Below are 17160 nucleotides of genomic sequence, written 5' to 3'. Positions count from 1 at the left end.
ATTGTGAAGACCCTGCACCTGCTGCGTCACGCCAAATCAGCCTGGGATGAGCCGGGCCTCGGTGATCGCGAGCGCGGGTTGAGCCCGCGTGGCTACCGGGATGCGCCGCGCATGGGGGCGGCGCTGTCCGCGCAACTGGCGCCGATGGCCATACACGCCAGCCCGGCGCGGCGGGCGCAACTCACCCTGCAGGGCGTGTGCGAGGGCTGGCCGGCACTGGCGGACGTTGAGCACTCTACCGTAGAGGCATTGTATACATTCGATGCCGAGGACCTGGTCGATTGGCTGCTCAGCGGTGACGACAGCGCCGACAGCCTGTTCCTGGTCGGCCACAACCCCGCGCTCACCGACCTGGTCAACTGGCTGGCCGCAGACGCGCAGCTGGACAACCTGCCCACCGCGGCCTATGCCCGCCTGGAACTGGCCGTGGATAGCTGGCGGGACCTGCAGCCCGGTTGCGCGCGCCTGCAGTGCCTGTTGCGGCCGCGCGATCTCGACTGATCAGCGCCGTTTGGCGCAGGCCGCGGCGAACAGTTCCCCGAGGCGGCAGGTGGCCGGGCCGGCGCGGTCCCGGTCGGCGTAAATGAGGTAGAGCTCGGCGTAGCGTCGGGACTGCGCGCCCAGCGGCAGTTCCTGCAGGCGGCCTGCGGCGAGGGCAGCGCCGATACGCGAGCCTGGCAGCCAGGCGAAGCCCATGCCGCGCTCGACCATCTCCACCGAGGTGGTGATGTGGCTGACCGTCCAGCGCTGCTCGGCGCCCAGCCAGCCCGAGTCCACGCTGGTATGGCGGGCCGAGTCCCGCACCACCACCTGCCGCTGCTGCTCGAGGTCCTGCAGGGTGAGTTCGCGCTGCAGGGCGAACAAGGAGTGATCGGGGCGGGCCACGGCGATGAACTCCACCCGCATCAGCGGTTCGCCGAGGAAGCCGGGCGGTGTCTGGCCGCTGATCAGCAGGTCCACCGCGCCCGCGGTGAGCAGTTCCGCGCCGCCGGAGAGGACGGTCTCGTGCAGTTGCACCCGGGTGTTGGGATAGGCCTCGGACAGTGCCTGCAGGGCGTCCGCCAGCGGGCAGTTGGGGTAGACTTCATCCACCGCCACCCGCACCTCCGCCTCCACCCCGGTGGCCAGGCTGCCGGCCACGGCCTCGAGCTGGCCGGCCTGGGACAGCAGCTGTTCGGCGCGCCGCAGCATCAGGGCGCCGGCCTTGGTGAGCTGCGCCTTGCGCCCGACCACCTCCAGCAATTGCAGGCCCAGCAGTGCTTCCAGCTTGTGCACCGCGTGGTTGATACTGGACTGGCTCTTGTGGATCGCCTCGGCGGCCTGGGCGAAGCCGCCGTGTTCCACTACCGCCTGGAACATGCGCCACTGCTCGAGGGTTGTGCGATGGGTATTCATAAATCGTCCTAATATTTAGAACAAATGTGGCTAAATTATGCGATTTTATTTCGTCTAATACGACAATAATCTGGGCCCAACGCAAGACGTTATTGCAGGCAATCAAGGAGGGTCTCGAAATGACACAGCGCAAGGTAATTGAAGTACGTCCCGCCCAACCCAGCCGCGATGGCGACGGGGTGGCCATTGCCCGCATCGTCGGCATGGGCCACGCGGGGATGGATCCCATACTGATGCTGGACGAACTGCGGTCCACCTCGCGGGAGGATTTTATCGGCGGCTTTCCGCCCCACCCGCACCGCGGGATGCAGACGCTGACCTATATGAAGCGCGGCGGCATCATCCACCAGGACTCCCAGGGCAACCGCGGCGAGATTCGCGGGGGCGGCGCCCAGTGGATGTCGGCGGCGCGCGGGGTGATCCACTCGGAAATGCCCACCCCGGACACCGGTGAACTGCACGGCTTCCAGATCTGGGTGAACCTGCCGGCGGTGCAGAAAATGGCCGAGCCGCAGTACCGAGACGTGCCGGAGGCGGAGTTGTCACACCTCGAGGGGGCGGGCTTCCGCGCCTCCGCCATCGCCGGCCACTGGGATTTCGGCCCGGGCGGCGAGGTCACGGGGCCGCTGCAGGTTCTGGCGGAGGTTGCCGGGCTGCTGGACCTGCAGCTGGCGCCGGGCGCTTCGGTCGAACTGGCGCTGGCGGACCAGGAGAACGTGCTCGCCTATGTCTACGACGGCGCGATCGCCACCCGCGACGGCAGCCAGCCGGCGGGCCGGATGCTGGTCACCAGCGCCGGGGATCGCTGGCCGCTGACCGCCGGTGAGCAGGGCGCGGGACTGATCCTGTTGCGCGGGATACCGCTGCGCGAACCGATCGCCCACTACGGACCCTTCGTGATGAACACCAGCGAGGAGATCGAGCAGGCGATTCGCGACTACCAGGAGGGCCGGCTGGGGGTCGCTCCCGCGGCCTGATCGATATCACTCTCCTGCCGGAGCCGCCGGAACAGGGCGCGGGCCTCACGCCCGCGTCCCCCGGGGCTCCCTATTCCTGCCCGAACCCTGAAATTTCCTCCTAATCATCTTTCCACAGCCATAATGGGGCCCCCATCGGCTGCGCTCGCGCCCAAGTGATGATAGTCTTTGTGCATTATTAACATCCCTTGGAGTCCTTCCCATGCGCAGCGCCCTCGGTGCCTGTTCCGTGTGTCTTTTGGCTTTTTTACTCACTGCCTGTGGCTTCGGCGGCCGCGCGGAGCCGGCGCCTATCGTCGATTCCTCCGGCGCGGGCCCCGGTGGCACCGCCTGTGCCACTCCCCGGCCGCAGGTCTGTACCATGGAGTGGGCGCCGGTTTGCGCCAATACCCTCGCCGGCGCCACCAGGCAGTACGCCTCGGCGTGCAACGCCTGTGCCGATGACCAGGTCACCAGCTACCAGACGGGGGAATGCGGCAAGTGAGTCTTACCAATCGCATACTCATCGCCATGGTGGTCGGCATCGTGGTGGGTTCGGTGCTCAACCTGCTGTTGGCCACTGACTCCCTGACGGCGGCCCACCAGGCCTGGGTGCGAACCTGGCTGGTGGACGGTGTATTCGACGTGGTGGGGAAGGTGTTTATCGCCTCGCTGAAAGTGCTCGTGGTGCCGCTGGTGTTCGTCTCGCTGGTCTGCGGTTCCGCCTCCCTCGGCAACAGCGCCCGCATGGGGCCGATCGCCATCAAGACCATCCTCGCCTACCTCGCGACCACCGCGATCGCCATCTCCCTGGCGCTGCTGGTCGCGCGTATCGTCAGCCCCGGCTCCGGGGTGGAGTTGGCCGGCGATGTGAGTTTCGAAGCCAAGTCACCGCCGCCGCTCACCGAGGTGATCATCAATATCTTCCCCTCTAACCCGGTGGCGGCGATGGCCGAGGGCAACATGCTGCAGATCATCGTTTTCGCCCTGCTGTTCGGCTATGCCATTTCGCATGCCGGCGAGCACGGCCGGCGCATCGCCGGGTTCTTCGAGGACATGGATGCGGTGATCATGAAGATGGTGGAAATCCTGATCAGCCTGGCGCCCTACGGGGTGCTGGCGCTGCTGGCGCGCCTGTTCACGGACCTCGGCCTCTCCGCGATCCTCGATCTCGGCGCCTACGTCCTGACGGTGCTGGCTGTGCTGTTGCTGCACGCGCTCGGGGTCTACAGCCTGATCCTCAGCCTGCTGGTGCGGGTCTCGCCGCTGGTCATGATCCGCAAGATGCGCCCGGTCTGGGCCTTCGCCTTCAGTACAGCGTCCTCCGGCGCGACCCTGCCGGTCACCCTGCGTACAGTGGAAAAACGCCTCGGCGTGGATAATTCCGTCGCCGGTTTTACCGTGCCGCTGGGTGCCACCGTCAACATGGACGGCACCGCAATCATGCAGGGTGTGGCCACCGTGTTCATTGCCCAGGTCTACGGCGTGGACCTGTCACTGGGTGCTTACCTGACGGTAATCCTGACCGCGACCCTGGCGTCTATCGGCACCGCCGCGGTACCCGGCGTGGGCCTGATTACCCTCGCCCTGGTGCTGCGCCAGGCCGGCCTGCCGCTGGAGGGCATCGCCCTGATCATCGGTGTGGACCGCATCCTCGACATGGTGCGTACGGCGGTGAACGTGACCGGCGACGCCATGGTCTCGGTGGTGGTTGCCCGCAGCGAGGGGCAGTTCAACCAGAAGATCTACGACGATCCCTACGCGGACATGGAGGCCTCGGCGCGGCCCTCACACGGTTCGGGGCACTGAATGGCGGTGCCCCGCCCTGTGGTATCCTGAACTCCCAGCGAACCTGTTTTCGAGAGTAAACATGTCAATTCAGTGTACGGTCGTGCCGGTCACGCCCTACCAGCAGAACTGTTCCGTCATCCGCTGCCAGGCCACCGGCAAGGCGGCCATCGTCGATCCGGGTGGCGATATCGAGCGCATCCTCGCAGCCGTGGAAAAGATGGACGCGACGGTGGAAAAGATCATTCTCACCCACGCCCACATGGACCACTGCGCTGCAGCGGACGTCCTGCGCAAGCAACTGGAAGTCCCCATCGAGGGGCCGCAGAAGGAAGACAGCTTCTGGCTGGATAAACTGCCCGAGTGGTGCAAGATGTCCGGCTTCCCCCACGCCGATGCCTTCGAGCCGGACCGCTGGCTGAACGACGGCGATACCGTCACCGTCGGCGAGCAGGTCTTCGAGGTGCTGCACTGCCCCGGCCATACCCCGGGGCACGTGGTGTTCTACTACCGGCCGCAGAAACTCGCCTGGGTCGGCGATGTCCTCTTCCAGGGATCCATTGGCCGCAGCGACTTTCCCCGCGGCGACCACGACCAGCTGGTCGCCAGCATCCGCGGCAAGCTGTTCCCGCTGGGCGACGACATCACCTTCGTGCCCGGCCACGGCCCGACCTCCACCTTCGGCGAGGAGCGCCGCAGCAACCCCTTCGTGGCGGACGCGAAGTATGGCTGAGGAAGCGGACTACGAAGCCTTCCTGCGCCAGGAGTTCCACAGCCAGACCGCGAAAATCCGCTGGCACGAACTGCAGACTTACTATGCCCACGGCAACGTGATCCGTATTGCTCCCGGTCTCAACCTGGTGGAAGTCGCGGTTCAGCTCGGCCTCGATAACACGAGTCAGTTTCAGGCCTGGATCGCCGACCAGCAGATCATCGCCGTCCATGACGAGCAGGCGCTCGCCTGGTACGAGGCCGATGTTACGCTCTGGGCGGTGGTAGCGCCGCCCTGGGTGCTGGTACAGGAAATCAGCGAAAACTGAAGCCCGCCCCCGGGGTCCTGGCCGCGCGGCGGAACCCCCCTGGCCGCGAGGAGTTTCCACCCGCCATAGGCAGCGAATACGCCGGCGGCGCCGATCACCACCAGCAGCATGCTGATGGCCAGGGTCAGTGCCGCGCCCCGGCGCTCCCTTGCCCGCAGCGCCCCGGTGAAAACCGGCACCAGTCCGGCCAGCACTGCCGGCACAGCATCAGCGCTGCGCTAAGTGCAGTGGGAAGATTCGCGCCGAGGGTGCGGCACAGTGCGATCATTCCTGCGAACAGGGCGCTGGCAGCGAAGGCGGGTACCAGCATTACCCCGGGGATGAGTTGTCGCTGTGCTTCGTTGTAACGCGGGCTTATCCTCGGGTCCAGTTGTAGTGGGTAGAACCAGCCCCGGATGGGCATCAGCAGGAGCGTCTCCGCGTAGGTAAAGAAGGCGAGACCCGGATTGCGATCCGAGTAGTAGCGGTTTTCATACAGCGCGCTGTCGCCGAAGGCGAACTGCCGGGGGTTCTTCAGTTCCGCGCTGCCGTCGTGCAGCAGGGCATCCAGCAGGGCGAAATGGCTGCCGTCGTTGGTGATGGTGATGCCGGAATTGAGGGAGTAAAACAGGTAGGGCAGGGACAGGAGCACCGCGAGTGTCCGGCAAATGCGGCAAATGCGATCGCTGGCTGCGCTATGGGGTTTTGTGCCGATGTGCCTGATCCTTCAGCAGAAATTACCGGGCGAGGTGCACAATAGCAGAGTGCGGCAGGGCCTGCCTATCCCGGGCCCGTGCGGCTGCCTCGATTTGCCGCGCCTAGCGGATGACCTTGATCCAGTCGCCGGTCCGCGGCTCTCCCCGCGGGTACATCCCGTTAAGCAGGCGCAACTTGTTTTCCGCATCGGGCACCTTGATGCCCGCTGCGATACTGGCAAAGGTCGCCCCCCGCGGGACCTGGTAGTAGTGAACGTAGTGGGGCTCTGCCGCCTGCTTTTCCTTCGGCTGTAGCGGGCGGAAGGACTCGATGATCTGCTTCAGCGCGGCATCGCCGCTGGTCATGTCCGTTGCGGCGCCCTCGAAGCGGTAGCGGTAGTTGTAATCGATGACTGCCAGTCGTTTGCTGGCGCCACCGCTGCTGGCGAGCGCCGTGTAGCCCTGCAGCCCCCCCTGCTCCAGCGCGGTGCCCGCGCTGAGGTCGCCAACGACGCTGCCGCGCAGTGCCTGCTCGGGCGTGTCATTGTCGCGCCGCGCCAGGGTAATGGTCAGCGAGGCGCTGCCGTCGGGGGCCTGGGCGATTACCGCTCGGCCACTGGTGGACACGGTCCAGCCCTCGGGGTGGGCAAAGCTGAAGGCCAGCTTGTTGTGGTAGTAGCGGTTTTCCTCGCGTTCACCCTGGACGCTCTCGCCCCACACCAGCCCCTCGATATGGCTGCGGAATTCACCCGGTTGCTCCGGGCTCTCCACGTAGTCGCCCACGTCCAGTTCCCGGGCCTTGGCGATCACCGTCTGCAGGCGCTTGTCGTTGCGCGGGTGGGAGGCGTACAGGCCGTGGTAGGTGCCGGCGGGCTTGCCGGCGCTGCGCGCCTGCAGCCGGGTGTACTGCTCCTGGTCCTTGAGCACGCTAATCACCTGCAGCAGGGCCTGGGGGTCGTAGCCGGCGCGGTACATGTACTCGGCACCGAGGCCGTCGGCCTCCAGTTCCATGTCGCGGCCGTAGCCGCTGATCAGCTCCGCGCCGTACATGTCCGAGGCCTGCGCCAGTTCGCCGCTGCCGGTGAGGATATAGGTGGTGATGGAGGCCACCTTGCTGGCGACGCTCGCGCCCTTGCGCCGGCCGTGGTGGTTGGCGTCGACGTGGGCGATCTCGTGGCCCAGCACGCCGGCCAGTTCCTCCTCGGATTCGAGGTAGGGCAGCAGGCCGCGGCTGACGTAGATGTAACCGCCCGGGGCGGCGAAGGCGTTGATCATCGGCGAGTCGAGGACCGAGAAAGTGAATTTCTCTCCCTTCTCGCCGGACACCGCCAGCAGGCTCTCGCCGATGCGGGTGACATAGGCCTGCAATTCGACGTCATCGTAGAGCGCGCCGGCCTCCTTGAATTCGCGGTACTGCTTCTCGCCCACGCTTTCCGCGCTGGCCGGGTGGGCCAGCAGCGCGAGGGCGAAAGCGACGAGGTACAAGAGGCGCACGGTCATCAGTACTTGCTGGAAAAGAATTGCAGCAGCTGTTCGCCGAGACCGTCGCAGGCGGTGCCCTGCACCGGGGCAATGATGGGAATCGGCACCACCACCGCGGGCATGTAGGACTGGCCGGTGGCACTGGTGGCGACCCGGCCGACTTCCGCCTTGTCGGTGAAGTCCCAGATGATCGCCTCGTACTCCGAATCGTCGGACCAGGTGCCGAAGCCGAAGCAGCCGGCGCCGCCCGGGCCGATGCCGCAGGTCATGGAGCCGGAGGAGTCGGTGGTTTCGGTGGAGCCGTCGACCCAGACCATGTACTCGGTTTTCAGCTCGCGCATGCGCTGGGCAACCACCTCGTGTTCCAACAGTCGCTCCACGTCCTGGGGGTAGAGCGGCGCGGTACGCGGTTCGAACCAGGGATAAAGGGCGTTGACGAAATCCAGCTCGTCGATCACGTAGATGGACTTGTCGTGGCTGTGGATGTAGTCGCCGATACACTGGACGAAATCCGGCTCGGTTTCATAGTCGCTGTTCTGGCGGCGGCCGAGGATGACTACGGTGCCATCGCCCACCCCGGCCTCGGGGGCGTTGTAGACCATCTGGTCGACGGTGGCGTTGACGCAGGCCTGTAACAGGGCGGTCGTTGCGAGCAGCAATAGGCGTTTCATGTCGCGCTCTCCTTTTTATTATCGTCGGCCGACGGGCTGTGCCGGCTCCATCCACCGGGACGGAAATCGTACTGGTCCCTGCTCACGGCGTATCCTCGCCACCGGTTTCCACCGGGACGTTCTCGACCTCGTGGATGACTCCGGTATCCATCGCCGGGCCATCATCGAGCAGCAGCGGCAGTTCGTCGCCGGATGGCAGTTCGCCGTGCGCGGCTTCGTCGGGCTTTGGTTCCGGCACGCCCATCAGCGCCGCCACTTCGGGTATGCCGGGGAAGGTCATCGCGAAGTTGGCGCCGGCATCGCGCAGGGCCATCACCGCGGCGAGATTGACGGCATCCTCGTCACTGCGCAGGAACGCGGTGGGGGTTTTGCCGTAGGCGGGCATGGTCCAGCCAACCAGGGACTCGCCTTTATCGTCGAGCAATTCGAAGCGGTAGCGCATCCAGATTTCATAGACCTTGATGTGGGTCTGCTGGGGAATGGCGTACTGCAGTTCGTCCACGTGGGGGATCAGCACCGCGTCCACGCCGGGTATCGGCTTGCCCTTCGCCGGCGCTTCCTGCAGCGGCACGAAATGGATGAACATGCCCTGCAGCAGGCTGTTCCACATGGCGACCTGCGCGGTGCCGGTCTGCACCACCCAGTCGGATTCGCTGCGGCTGCGCGCCTCATCGAAAATCTCGTGGTTGCGGAATTCCTCCGGGTACCAGACGCCGAGCCGGATTGGCAGCGCGTCCATCAGCGGCGGCGGGAAGTGGCCTTCGACCTTGACGGTATTCGGGCCGCAGCCCGCGAGCAGGGCCAGGGCCAGCACCAGCAGGCAGCGACTAGCGGAAATCGTTGAGCGCGACAAAGGTCCCTCCATTGCGATAGGCGAGTTCACGCATCAGGGTAGCGAATCGGATGCCGGTCGTCTGCAGGTTCGGCGCACGGATAAACTGCACCGGGAAGCCGACCCCGTGAATGCGCACCAGCCGGTTGCCACTGGCATCGGCGCGGTTTATCCGGTCGACGGTGTCCACCACTTCGGAGATGGAATCCCCGGTGAACTCGTCGCCGAAGACATACAGGCTGATTTTCTTGCCCGGGTCGTAGAAAGTGCGGATGGCCGCCTCGATCCCCTCCACCGGACTGGAATTACTGAACACGTTCCAGTTGCGCAGGTTCTGCATGATGACCTTGCGCCGCCCCGGGGTGTCTGGAATCCACTGGCCCCGGTAGCGACTGAACATGTACTGGCCCATGTCGTTCATTACCTGGATACCTTTTACCTCAGGATAGATGCTCAGGGTGTTTTCTACCTCCTGGATCATGCGGTTCCAGGCGTAGGAAAACATCGATCCCGAGGTGTCGATAATGAATATGATGTATTCGCTGTCGACCGGGATGCCGCCGATCAGGTTGTTTTTCGACTGGTACTGGGTGCCCAGCAGGCGCTGCATCTCGTCGCTGAGCTGTTGCCGGGCGCGGGCCAGTTGCTCGGTGATCACCTCGTTGCTCTGGCTCTCCACACGGGTGTTGTCGTAGCGCGAGCGGGCGCTGGCGAGTTGCCCGCGAAGGATGGCGATGCGCTCCTCGTAGGCGGAAAGTTGCTCATGCTTGGCATTGAGGTCGCGGTTGAGCACCACGGTTTCGCCGCGAATTTCCTGCAGCTGTTGTTCCAGCTCCGCCACCGTGCCCTGCAGGTTTACCGTGGATGCCTCGATGATTTGCGGTTGCACGGTCTTGGTGATCATCAGCAGCAGGATCACCGCGCCGAAGCCACAGCAGATCACGTCGAGGAACGACAGTGAGAACTCTTCCGCTGCCCGCCGCTGCCGCGCCATCAGGGCCAGTCCTTCGAGGGGCTGAGCAGGGAACCCTGGCTGGCCTGGGCCAGCTGCCAGAATTCCGCCGCCGCCATCGGGTCGCCCTCCATGGGGGCGAGGATGATATTCACCGGCACGCCGCCGGGCAGTTGCCGCACCGCCTGGCGGAACAGTTTCTGCCGGTCCTTGCCGCTGACCTTGCTGCCCTTCGGTGGCGTGCTGCCCTGGGTGGGCAGGCCGTCGGTGATCAGGAAGATATTGTCCGGCGCCGGGGTCAGCTGTTTCAGGGCGTTGAAGGCGTTCTCCAGGCTGGTGCCGCCGCTGGGGGTGATGTCGCGCAGCTGGGCGGAGAGTTTTTCCAGGCGGTCGCGATCGGCCACCTCCAGCCACTTGCCGGCGGTATCGGGCAGCGCGTACTGGGCCTGGGTGTTGAAGGTGATGAGCTGGAAGTTGGCGTTCACCGGCAGTTGCGCGGTGAGCCAGTCCACGGTGGCCAGCGAGCGGGTCCACTTGTCCGCCTTGCGCTGCACGTCGGCGCCCATGTTGCGCAGGCGGATGATGTTGACCAGCCGGTCCGCCAGCATGCTGGAGGAGACGTCCAGCAGGATGGCGATGTTCCTGCCGCCGAGGCGCAGCCCGGTGAGGTACTGCCGCTGGCCCTCGCCGATAAAGGTGCGGGCGCTGCGGCCGCTGTCCTCGACCGCGGCCGAGCGCAGTTGTTCCACCTCGGATTCGAGTGAGCGGATCTCCGCCTTCAGCGCCTCGATCTCCTTCGGATCGGTGGGATCGTCGGCGCGCAGGGCGGCGATACGGCTCTGGTAGTCCTCCAGTTCCTCGCTGATGCGGTCCGCGCGGCCCTGGGCTTCCACCATCTGCATGTCCACATCGGACAGGGTGTTGTGCAGTTTCACCAGGCCCGCCTGGCCGTCGTCGACCTCCTGGCGCAGGAAGTTCACTTCCGAGAGCAGGTCGCGGTTGATTTCCCGGGACTGCACTTCCACCGAGTGATCGATGATCAGGTAGACCAGCACCACGGCGCCGAAGCCGCAGGACATGATGTCGAGGAAGCTGAGGTTGAAGGCGATGGCGCTGCGTTTCTTGCGGCGGGCCATGGTCAGCTTCCCCTGGCGAGGACTTCGATCAGGCGGTATTCCTCCCCGGCCACGCGGATCAGGTCACCACTGCGCAGTGGCTGTCCCGGCGTCGCAGCGCCGCGGTTGACCTCTGCCTCCCCCGAGACGGTCCAGCCCTGCGCCTGCCGTTGCAGGACAACCCCGTCCGCGAGCACCACGGGTTCCTCGCCGAGCGGGCGCGCCACGGCACCCTGCAGCAGGTGGGTGGGCTGGGGCCGCGCCGGGCTTGTCGCAGCCGCCCGCGCAGCGCTGGTTGTTGCGGCGGGAGCGCGATCCGGCAGGCTGTCGTGCAGGTTGAACTGTCCGCTGTCGCTGTGCAGGTGGTCGGCCAGTTCGAGGGCGGCGCGCCAGGCGCTATCCGGCGGCGGGGTGTTGCAGCCGGGAAAGGCTTCAGGCAGTCCCGGCAGCGCTCCGGGCAGGGGATCCAGCAGCAGGCTGGCGCTGCGCTCACCGATGGTTTCGCGGATGGCGCTGACCAGTCGCGCGCTGGCCGCGGCCAGTTCGCTGCGGCTCAGGCGGGCGCGATGGCCGCCCAGTTCGAAATTGTATTCGCCCTGCCCGGCGAGGGCGGCAAGCACCGTGGGCAGGGCGTCGTAGAGCGCCTGTTCGCTGTGCGCCTGGCGCCGGGGGTCGAAGCGGGTCTGGCGAATAAACGCATCGGCGATCTGCGCGACCAGGCGTTCCTGCAACTGCAGCAGGCCGCAGCCGGGCAGGGGGGTGAAGCTGCCGGCGGCGACGCTGCCATCGGTGCGCACCAGTTCGGTCAGCAGCGCCTGGTGCAGCTGGAGTTCCAGGTGGTAAGCGCCCGGCTGCAGGCTGCCGATCAGGGTGCTGCGATCGACCAGTGCGGTGACCGTGAAGGGGCACTGCTGGGTGATCCCCAGCAACAGCGAGAGCTGTTCCCGGCTCATGCTGCCGGGGCAGGCGATGGCCAGCGACCCGGGGGCGCCGGCCTCGGCGTGCAACTGCAGCAGGTGGGCGTGAACCAGGTCGGCGGTGTGCCGCGCCGGTCCGAGAGCCGGCTGCAGCGGCGCGGTGCCCAGCTGCCACCAGTAGCGGTTGTTGATGTTGCGCGGGGTCAGGCGGGCGCTGGCGCGAGCGGTTTCGCCAAAGCGATAGTCGCGGCCCTGCAACAGCGCATAGCCGGGGCTTTCTACCCGTCCATGCTCGGTCCACAGGCTCAGGGTGCAGTCGTTGATGTCCAGCAGGGCGCTCGCCACGCTTCGATCCTCAGACCACCAGGTGGCGTAGCAGGCGCTGGTCGGCGTAGCGCTGGGATTCCAGTACCAGGCGCTCCTGCAGCAACTGCAGCTGGTGCAGGCAGAACATGATGACGATCGACAGGACCAGCGCCACGAAGGTGCTGTTGAAGGCCACGCCGAGGCTGGCGGTTACGCCGGAAATGTCACCCTCCACCGCCTTGTAGGCCTGGCCCAGGGCGTCGCCGATACCGCGCACGGTGCCGATAAAGCCGATCGACGGTATGGCCCAGGAGATGTAGCGCACCATCGACAGTTCAGAGTCCAGGCGGTCCGCCTCGATGTCGCAACTCTCGCGGATGGTGTCGGATACCGCCTGGATGCTGCCGGTGCTGGCGAAGCGCTGCAGGGCGGCGATCAGCGTGCGCGGTAGCAGGTAGTCCTGCTCCTGTGGCGGCAGGGACTCCAGCGCGCGGCTGTATTCGCGGGCATCCTGGGGCAGGACACTGGTGCCCTCGGGAATATCCAGCAGGCGGCGGTTGAGCAGGGACTGTTCGCGCAGGGAGTGGCGTGCCTTGTAACCCATGATGGCCAGCGCCCAGATCAGCAGGATGAAACAGGACTCCTGTTCGAAGTCGCGGATGACGACCACCAGGCTGCGGTTGGTCGGCGCCTCTTCTCCGGCTTCCAGCAGCGCCGCCTGCTGCTGCAGTTGCGCGTCGGCGGCGGGACGGATAGCGCCTACGTAGACCGCATGGACCACGATGATCGCAATCAGCAGGGCGAACAACTGGTAGATGAATTCTGAGGACATGCTGTTCTTCATGTGCAGCGCCTGTATTGGAAATTAGATATCCACGGGAAAGGAAACGGACAGGTCTTCGGAGATCTGCTCCGAGGCCTGGTAGTCGAAGGGGTCCTTGTCCGCTTGCGCCGGTTTGTCGGCGGGCTGGCCTTTTTCGACCGTCGCTTTGGACGATGATTCCCCGGCGGGTGCAGCCTGTGCAGTTGCGTCGGCCGCTTCGCCGTCCGGGGCTTGCGTCGCTTCCTGTGCCGAAAGCGAAAGTGGCAGCGCCAGTAGCAGCAGCAGGGCAAGAGTTCTTGTCATGGTTCGGTACATCGACCTTGAGTCACCAGCCGCTACTCGGCGTAGCGGGCTATCCTGAATCCTACGTCATCGCGCCCGGCTTGCCCATAATCGCGGTAGGACAGGCGCAGTTCCCCGATACGGCTGTGCGACCAGCCGGCGCCGCGCAGCACGTAGTTGTCGCCGCTCTGCGCGCCGAGCGGGTCGGTCTCCACTGCGCCGTCCGCGGCGGGAATGCTGTAGACGTCATTCACCCACTCGGCCACGTTGCCGCCCATGTCGTAGAGTCCCTGCGGGTTGGCGCCAAAGGACGCCACCGGTGCGCTGACGATATGGCCGTCCTCGTAGCCGGCGAGAAAGCGCCCCGTAACATAGGCGGAGGAGTTGTCGGCATAGTTTTCCACCGGTTTGGTCGGCGGGAAGTCTTCGCCCCAGGGGAAGCGCAACAGCACGCCGCCTTTGGAGCCGGCGGCCCAGGCCCACTCGGCCTCGCTGGGCAGGCGGTAGCCGGTGGATGCGGGATTGAAGCCGGTGATGATGCCGCGGGTCTCGCTGTAGAAGGGCGGCAGGCCCTCCCGCCGGCTGAGCCAGTTGCAGAAACTGGCCGCCTGCTGCCAGCTCACCTGCACCGCGGGCTGGTTGTCGCGGTTCAGGCTGTTGCCCTCGATCTGCCCGGAGTTGTGGTCCGCGGTGTATTGCCGGAACTGGGCGTTGGTCACCTCGGTGGTCTGCAGGTAGAAGGCCCGGCGCAGGGCCACCGGATGCAGGACTTCGTTGGCCCGCCGACCGGGTTCGCGACGCGACGCGCCCATGGTGAAGTCGGCGGTGGGTGTATTGGCCGGGCGGAACAGCAGCAGGGTCTGGCCGAGGGCGGTGGTGATCTCGTTCGGTGTGCGCGCGGCCTTGATTTCCGCCTCGGTGCGCAGGGTGACTGCGACCCGCTGGCGGAAGCCCGGACGCGGGGTCACGCTCTCGCGCACGGTGGCATGGCCTGCCAGCGATACCTCCACGCTCTGCGCCGCCGCCGGCAGCGACAGGGTGCGGCTACCGGTACCGACCTCCCGGCCGTTGATCCGCAGCACCGCGTCCGCCGGGCTGATCACGAATTCCACCTCACCGAGCTGCGCCTGCAGGGCAATACTGCGTTCGTCTGCCTGCGCCGCCTGCATGCGGATGGTTTCACTGTGGCGCCGGTAGCCGGGCTTGAATACCGAGAGGCGGTGGTCGCGGCCCGGACTGACCTCGAGCTGCAGCGGGGTCTGGCCCTGGAATTCGCCGTCGAGAGTCACGTTGGCGCCCGAGGGCCGGGTATCCAGTTGCAGCAGGCCGGCGGCGGGCAGCAGGGTGATGCTGCCGAGGTCCTGGGCTTCCCCTGCGACCACCGCGAGTTCGCGAATCCCGTCGGCGAAACCGGGGCTGCGCAGCAGCAGCTGGCGCTCGCCCTCGATCAGCTCGAGTGTGGCGGGCGTCGTGCCGGCGGGCTCGCCGTCGACGAGAATTTCCGCGCCAGTGGGTGCGCTGTCGAGGCTGACCTGCGCCCAGGCGGGCTCCAGCTCGACGGCCAGCTCCTGCAGTATGTCGCGGCCGGTAACCTCGACGTCCAGTTCCAGTGTCCGGTAGCGTTCCGCCTCGAAGCGCAGGGTATGGGTGCCGGGTTCCAGGGATAGGTCCTGTAGCGGCGTACTGCCGCGTTCCTCTCCATCTGCAGACAGCTTTGCGTCTGCCGGGGTGCTGGTGATGTTCAGGCGTCCGGGGAGGGGCTGCAGGGCCAGCTCTATACGCTGGCTGTCGCCGCGTTCCACGCTGACCTCGGTGTCACCGGGGTAATAGCCCTCTGCCTCCGCGTGAACCTGGTAGGTGCCGGGTAGCAGGAGGTAGCGTTCGCCGAAGGGCAGGGCGAGGCCGGAAACGTCGACCTCTGCCGGGGTTTCGCTGATCACAACCACGTCGAGCGAGCGGGCGCTGAACAGGAACAGCATGATCAGCGCGAACACGGCCAGCGCGCCGCCCACCGTCCAGCGCAGCGGGTGTGCCCTGCGCACGGGTGCGGTTTTGGCGCTGTCCAGGGGTTCGAAGGCGCTGGGCTCGATCGGGCCCCGGCGGTTGTTGTCGGTCACAGGATTTTCTCCGTGCAGATCACGGCGAGGGTGGGCGGCGGGGCGTCGTGCCCGACCTCCAGGGTGTAGAGGACGTCGCGAAAGCCCACCCGGGAACCGCGCACCCGGTAGTCGCCGGGGCGCAGGTCCAGGGTGCGCTGCTGGAACGTGCCGAGTCGCGCCACCTTGTAGATGATCACCTCGGTCTGGCCGTCGGAGGTGAGGGTGACCGGAATAACCGCATTGGCGCTTTGCAGCAGGCTGTCCACCGTGTCGATCTGGCCCTGCAGTTTCGGCCCGGCGCCGCTGACCGCGCGTGCGCTTGCGAGCAATTGTGCGGTGGACTCGGCCACGGCAATATCCGAGAGCCGCCCGGGCTGCTCGATGATCGAGCGCAGGGACTGGTCGAGGGCCGCGCGCTCCCGGGCGCGGGGCAGCCCGTCGCGTGCAAACACGACATTGTCGTCCACCGCGAGGGCCTGCTCGTAGGTCTTCACCGCCGCGTCCCAGTCTTCCGCCGCGGCCTGGCGTTCGCCCTGCCGCTGCAAACTGGTGAGCCTGCCCGCCTGCTCGGCAACGGCCAGTTCGGCGAGGGCGCTGCGCGCCTCGGCGGACTGCGGGCGCTGCTTGGCCGCATTGTTGAACTGCTTGCGCGCCGCGGCGTAATCGCCGCTGTCGAGGGCGCGGTAGCCGGCGCTCATCGCGTCGCCAAACTGCTGTTCGCCGTAGGCCGCGGATACCCGGGCCAGTTCCGCGGCGGCGCGCTGGTGCTGCGGGTCCAGTGCCACGGCCTGTTGCAGGGCCCGCTCTGCACTGGCCAGGTCGCCGCCGGCTTCCGCCTGCGCGGCGCTGTCGAGCTGTGCCAGGACCCCGGGCAGGTTGGCCACGCGCTGCTGCAGTTCCGGCAGCGCCGCGTTCTCCGGTTCCAGTTTTTCCGCCACCGCCAGCGTTTGCTGTGCGGAGTCCACGTCGCCGTCGTCAACGGCCGCACTGATTGCGGCCAGTTGCTGATCCATGATCGCGGGTATACCGGCGCTGATTGCCTGCATGGCCGCAAGCGCCTGTTCATAGGAACCCCGTGCCTCGGTGTACTGCTGCTGGCGGTACTGCTCATCGCCGGTTTTCGCGGTTGCGAGGGCGTTGTTATAGTCCTCCGCCGCCCACTGCGTCACCCCGCGCTCTTCCAGCTCATACTGCGCTTCCAGCAGTTTCTCCAGGGCGTCCTTGGCTTCCTGGCGCAGCTTCGCTGCCTGTGCATCGGACCAGGGTGTCCCGGCGTCTGCGCCGGCACTGTCGCGCTCGCCACCGCCGGCTTTGGCTGCAGGCGCGGGTTGGTCCTGCTGCACTGCGGCGGGCTCTGGCAGGCGTGGGTTCGCCGGTTCGATCTGCCCCGGCAGCCAGAAGATGACCAGCACCGCGAGCAGCAGCAGGACGCCGAGGGCGGGCAGTACCCAGCGCGGTGTGCCCGGGGTATCGAAGGTGTCGGTGCCAGGTTTGGCTGCGGGTTCCAGGGGCGTGGCTTGCAGGGGCTCTCGCGGAGACGACATCGATTGGCTGGACCTTGGCTCTGGCTGGTTGCTGCTTGCTGGGATCGGGATGGTTCGAGTGTGTAACTCTATTACGTTGTTTGCGGCTTGTCTTCTCTGGACTCTGGCCTCTGGACTCTGGATTGGCGAGTGACCGGTCATTTTCGTCCGGTGCCAGATTCAGGCACCGAGCGCGCGACCTGCCTTCTCCCGGTGGGACACGCCAAAAAGCGTACATCCATGTACAGGCTCGGTCGGCGACGTCCTGTCGCCTCACGGTCCCCCCGGGAGAAGGCAGGCCGCAC

Annotated in this window: 18 protein-coding genes; 6 read left to right on the top strand and 12 right to left on the bottom strand. The window is 66.3% G+C overall.

Annotated features, from left to right (window positions below):
* The first annotated feature begins 3 nt into the window (after nucleotides 1–3).
* Nucleotides 4–501 (top strand): SixA phosphatase family protein, encoded by a 498-nt coding sequence (locus tag ACNKU3_RS13220; protein ID WP_418259947.1) that lies wholly within the window; start codon nucleotides 4–6, stop codon nucleotides 499–501.
* Here the strand turns inward: ACNKU3_RS13220 and ACNKU3_RS13215 are convergent, their stop codons facing one another.
* Complete coding sequence (locus ACNKU3_RS13215) at nucleotides 502–1395, bottom strand: LysR family transcriptional regulator (RefSeq protein WP_418259946.1); 894 nt, start codon at nucleotides 1393–1395, stop codon at nucleotides 502–504.
* Between the two features lie 119 nt (nucleotides 1396–1514).
* Between ACNKU3_RS13215 and ACNKU3_RS13210 the strand changes: the two genes are divergently transcribed.
* The 5 genes from ACNKU3_RS13210 to ACNKU3_RS13190 all read left to right on the top strand — a co-directional run bounded on the left by ACNKU3_RS13210 (nucleotide 1515) and on the right by ACNKU3_RS13190 (nucleotide 5179).
* A complete protein-coding gene (locus ACNKU3_RS13210) occupies nucleotides 1515–2372 on the top strand; it encodes a pirin family protein (protein ID WP_418259944.1) in 858 nt (285 codons plus the stop codon).
* 202 nt (nucleotides 2373–2574) lie between these two features.
* Nucleotides 2575–2856 carry a hypothetical protein gene (locus tag ACNKU3_RS13205; RefSeq protein WP_418259943.1) on the top strand — a complete coding sequence of 94 codons (282 nt, stop codon included), beginning with the start codon at nucleotides 2575–2577 and terminating at the stop codon, nucleotides 2854–2856.
* Entirely contained in the window at nucleotides 2853–4160 is a 1308-nt protein-coding gene (locus ACNKU3_RS13200) for a dicarboxylate/amino acid:cation symporter (RefSeq protein WP_418259942.1), read from the top strand. Before ACNKU3_RS13205 ends, ACNKU3_RS13200 begins: the two co-directional genes overlap by 4 nt.
* Nucleotides 4161–4221: 61 nt before the next feature.
* Nucleotides 4222–4872, top strand: a complete 651-nt coding sequence (locus tag ACNKU3_RS13195) for an MBL fold metallo-hydrolase (RefSeq protein ID WP_418259941.1) — start codon at nucleotides 4222–4224, stop codon at nucleotides 4870–4872.
* The gene (locus ACNKU3_RS13190; RefSeq protein ID WP_418259940.1) at nucleotides 4865–5179 is read left to right on the top strand and encodes a DUF2288 domain-containing protein; all 315 of its coding nucleotides are present in this window, start codon (nucleotides 4865–4867) and stop codon (nucleotides 5177–5179) included. The genes ACNKU3_RS13195 and ACNKU3_RS13190 overlap by 8 nt, the downstream gene beginning before the upstream one ends.
* Before the next feature lie 124 nt (nucleotides 5180–5303).
* Here the strand turns inward: ACNKU3_RS13190 and ACNKU3_RS13185 are convergent, their stop codons facing one another.
* From ACNKU3_RS13185 to ACNKU3_RS13135, 11 genes are all read right to left on the bottom strand, one after another.
* The gene (locus tag ACNKU3_RS13185) at nucleotides 5304–5810 is read right to left on the bottom strand and encodes a hypothetical protein (protein ID WP_418259939.1); all 507 of its coding nucleotides are present in this window, start codon (nucleotides 5808–5810) and stop codon (nucleotides 5304–5306) included.
* A gap of 166 nt (nucleotides 5811–5976) precedes the next feature.
* Nucleotides 5977–7353, bottom strand: coding sequence for a M48 family metalloprotease (locus tag ACNKU3_RS13180; protein ID WP_418259938.1), 1377 nt, complete (start codon nucleotides 7351–7353; stop codon nucleotides 5977–5979).
* The gene (locus tag ACNKU3_RS13175; protein WP_418259937.1) at nucleotides 7353–8006 is read right to left on the bottom strand and encodes a hypothetical protein; all 654 of its coding nucleotides are present in this window, start codon (nucleotides 8004–8006) and stop codon (nucleotides 7353–7355) included. Before ACNKU3_RS13175 ends, ACNKU3_RS13180 begins: the two co-directional genes overlap by 1 nt.
* 82 nt (nucleotides 8007–8088) lie before the next feature.
* Nucleotides 8089–8859: a hypothetical protein gene (locus tag ACNKU3_RS13170; protein ID WP_418259936.1), complete on the bottom strand. Its 771-nt coding sequence runs from the start codon at nucleotides 8857–8859 to the stop codon at nucleotides 8089–8091.
* Nucleotides 8834–9832 (bottom strand): VWA domain-containing protein, encoded by a 999-nt coding sequence (locus ACNKU3_RS13165; protein ID WP_418259935.1) that lies wholly within the window; start codon nucleotides 9830–9832, stop codon nucleotides 8834–8836. Before ACNKU3_RS13165 ends, ACNKU3_RS13170 begins: the two co-directional genes overlap by 26 nt.
* Entirely contained in the window at nucleotides 9832–10926 is a 1095-nt protein-coding gene (locus ACNKU3_RS13160; protein WP_418259934.1) for a vWA domain-containing protein, read from the bottom strand. The genes ACNKU3_RS13165 and ACNKU3_RS13160 overlap by 1 nt, the downstream gene beginning before the upstream one ends.
* Before the next feature lie 2 nt (nucleotides 10927–10928).
* Nucleotides 10929–12167 carry a hypothetical protein gene (locus ACNKU3_RS13155; protein ID WP_418259933.1) on the bottom strand — a complete coding sequence of 413 codons (1239 nt, stop codon included), beginning with the start codon at nucleotides 12165–12167 and terminating at the stop codon, nucleotides 10929–10931.
* 10 nt (nucleotides 12168–12177) lie between these two features.
* Nucleotides 12178–12960, bottom strand: a complete 783-nt coding sequence (locus tag ACNKU3_RS13150; RefSeq protein WP_418259932.1) for a MotA/TolQ/ExbB proton channel family protein — start codon at nucleotides 12958–12960, stop codon at nucleotides 12178–12180.
* A gap of 33 nt (nucleotides 12961–12993) precedes the next feature.
* A complete protein-coding gene (locus tag ACNKU3_RS13145) occupies nucleotides 12994–13254 on the bottom strand; it encodes a hypothetical protein (protein WP_418259931.1) in 261 nt (86 codons plus the stop codon).
* Between the two features lie 32 nt (nucleotides 13255–13286).
* The gene (locus tag ACNKU3_RS13140) at nucleotides 13287–15350 is read right to left on the bottom strand and encodes a PEGA domain-containing protein (protein ID WP_418259930.1); all 2064 of its coding nucleotides are present in this window, start codon (nucleotides 15348–15350) and stop codon (nucleotides 13287–13289) included.
* On the bottom strand, nucleotides 15347–16876 hold the full coding sequence (locus tag ACNKU3_RS13135) for a hypothetical protein (protein WP_418259929.1): 1530 nt from the start codon (nucleotides 16874–16876) through the stop codon (nucleotides 15347–15349). The genes ACNKU3_RS13140 and ACNKU3_RS13135 overlap by 4 nt, the downstream gene beginning before the upstream one ends.
* Nucleotides 16877–17160: the final 284 nt, after the last annotated feature.

It is taken from the genome of Haliea sp. E17, assembly GCF_048323675.1.
In the GTDB taxonomy this organism is placed as follows: domain Bacteria; phylum Pseudomonadota; class Gammaproteobacteria; order Pseudomonadales; family Halieaceae; genus Mangrovimicrobium.
This window is presented reverse-complemented; position numbering and strand designations above follow the sequence as displayed.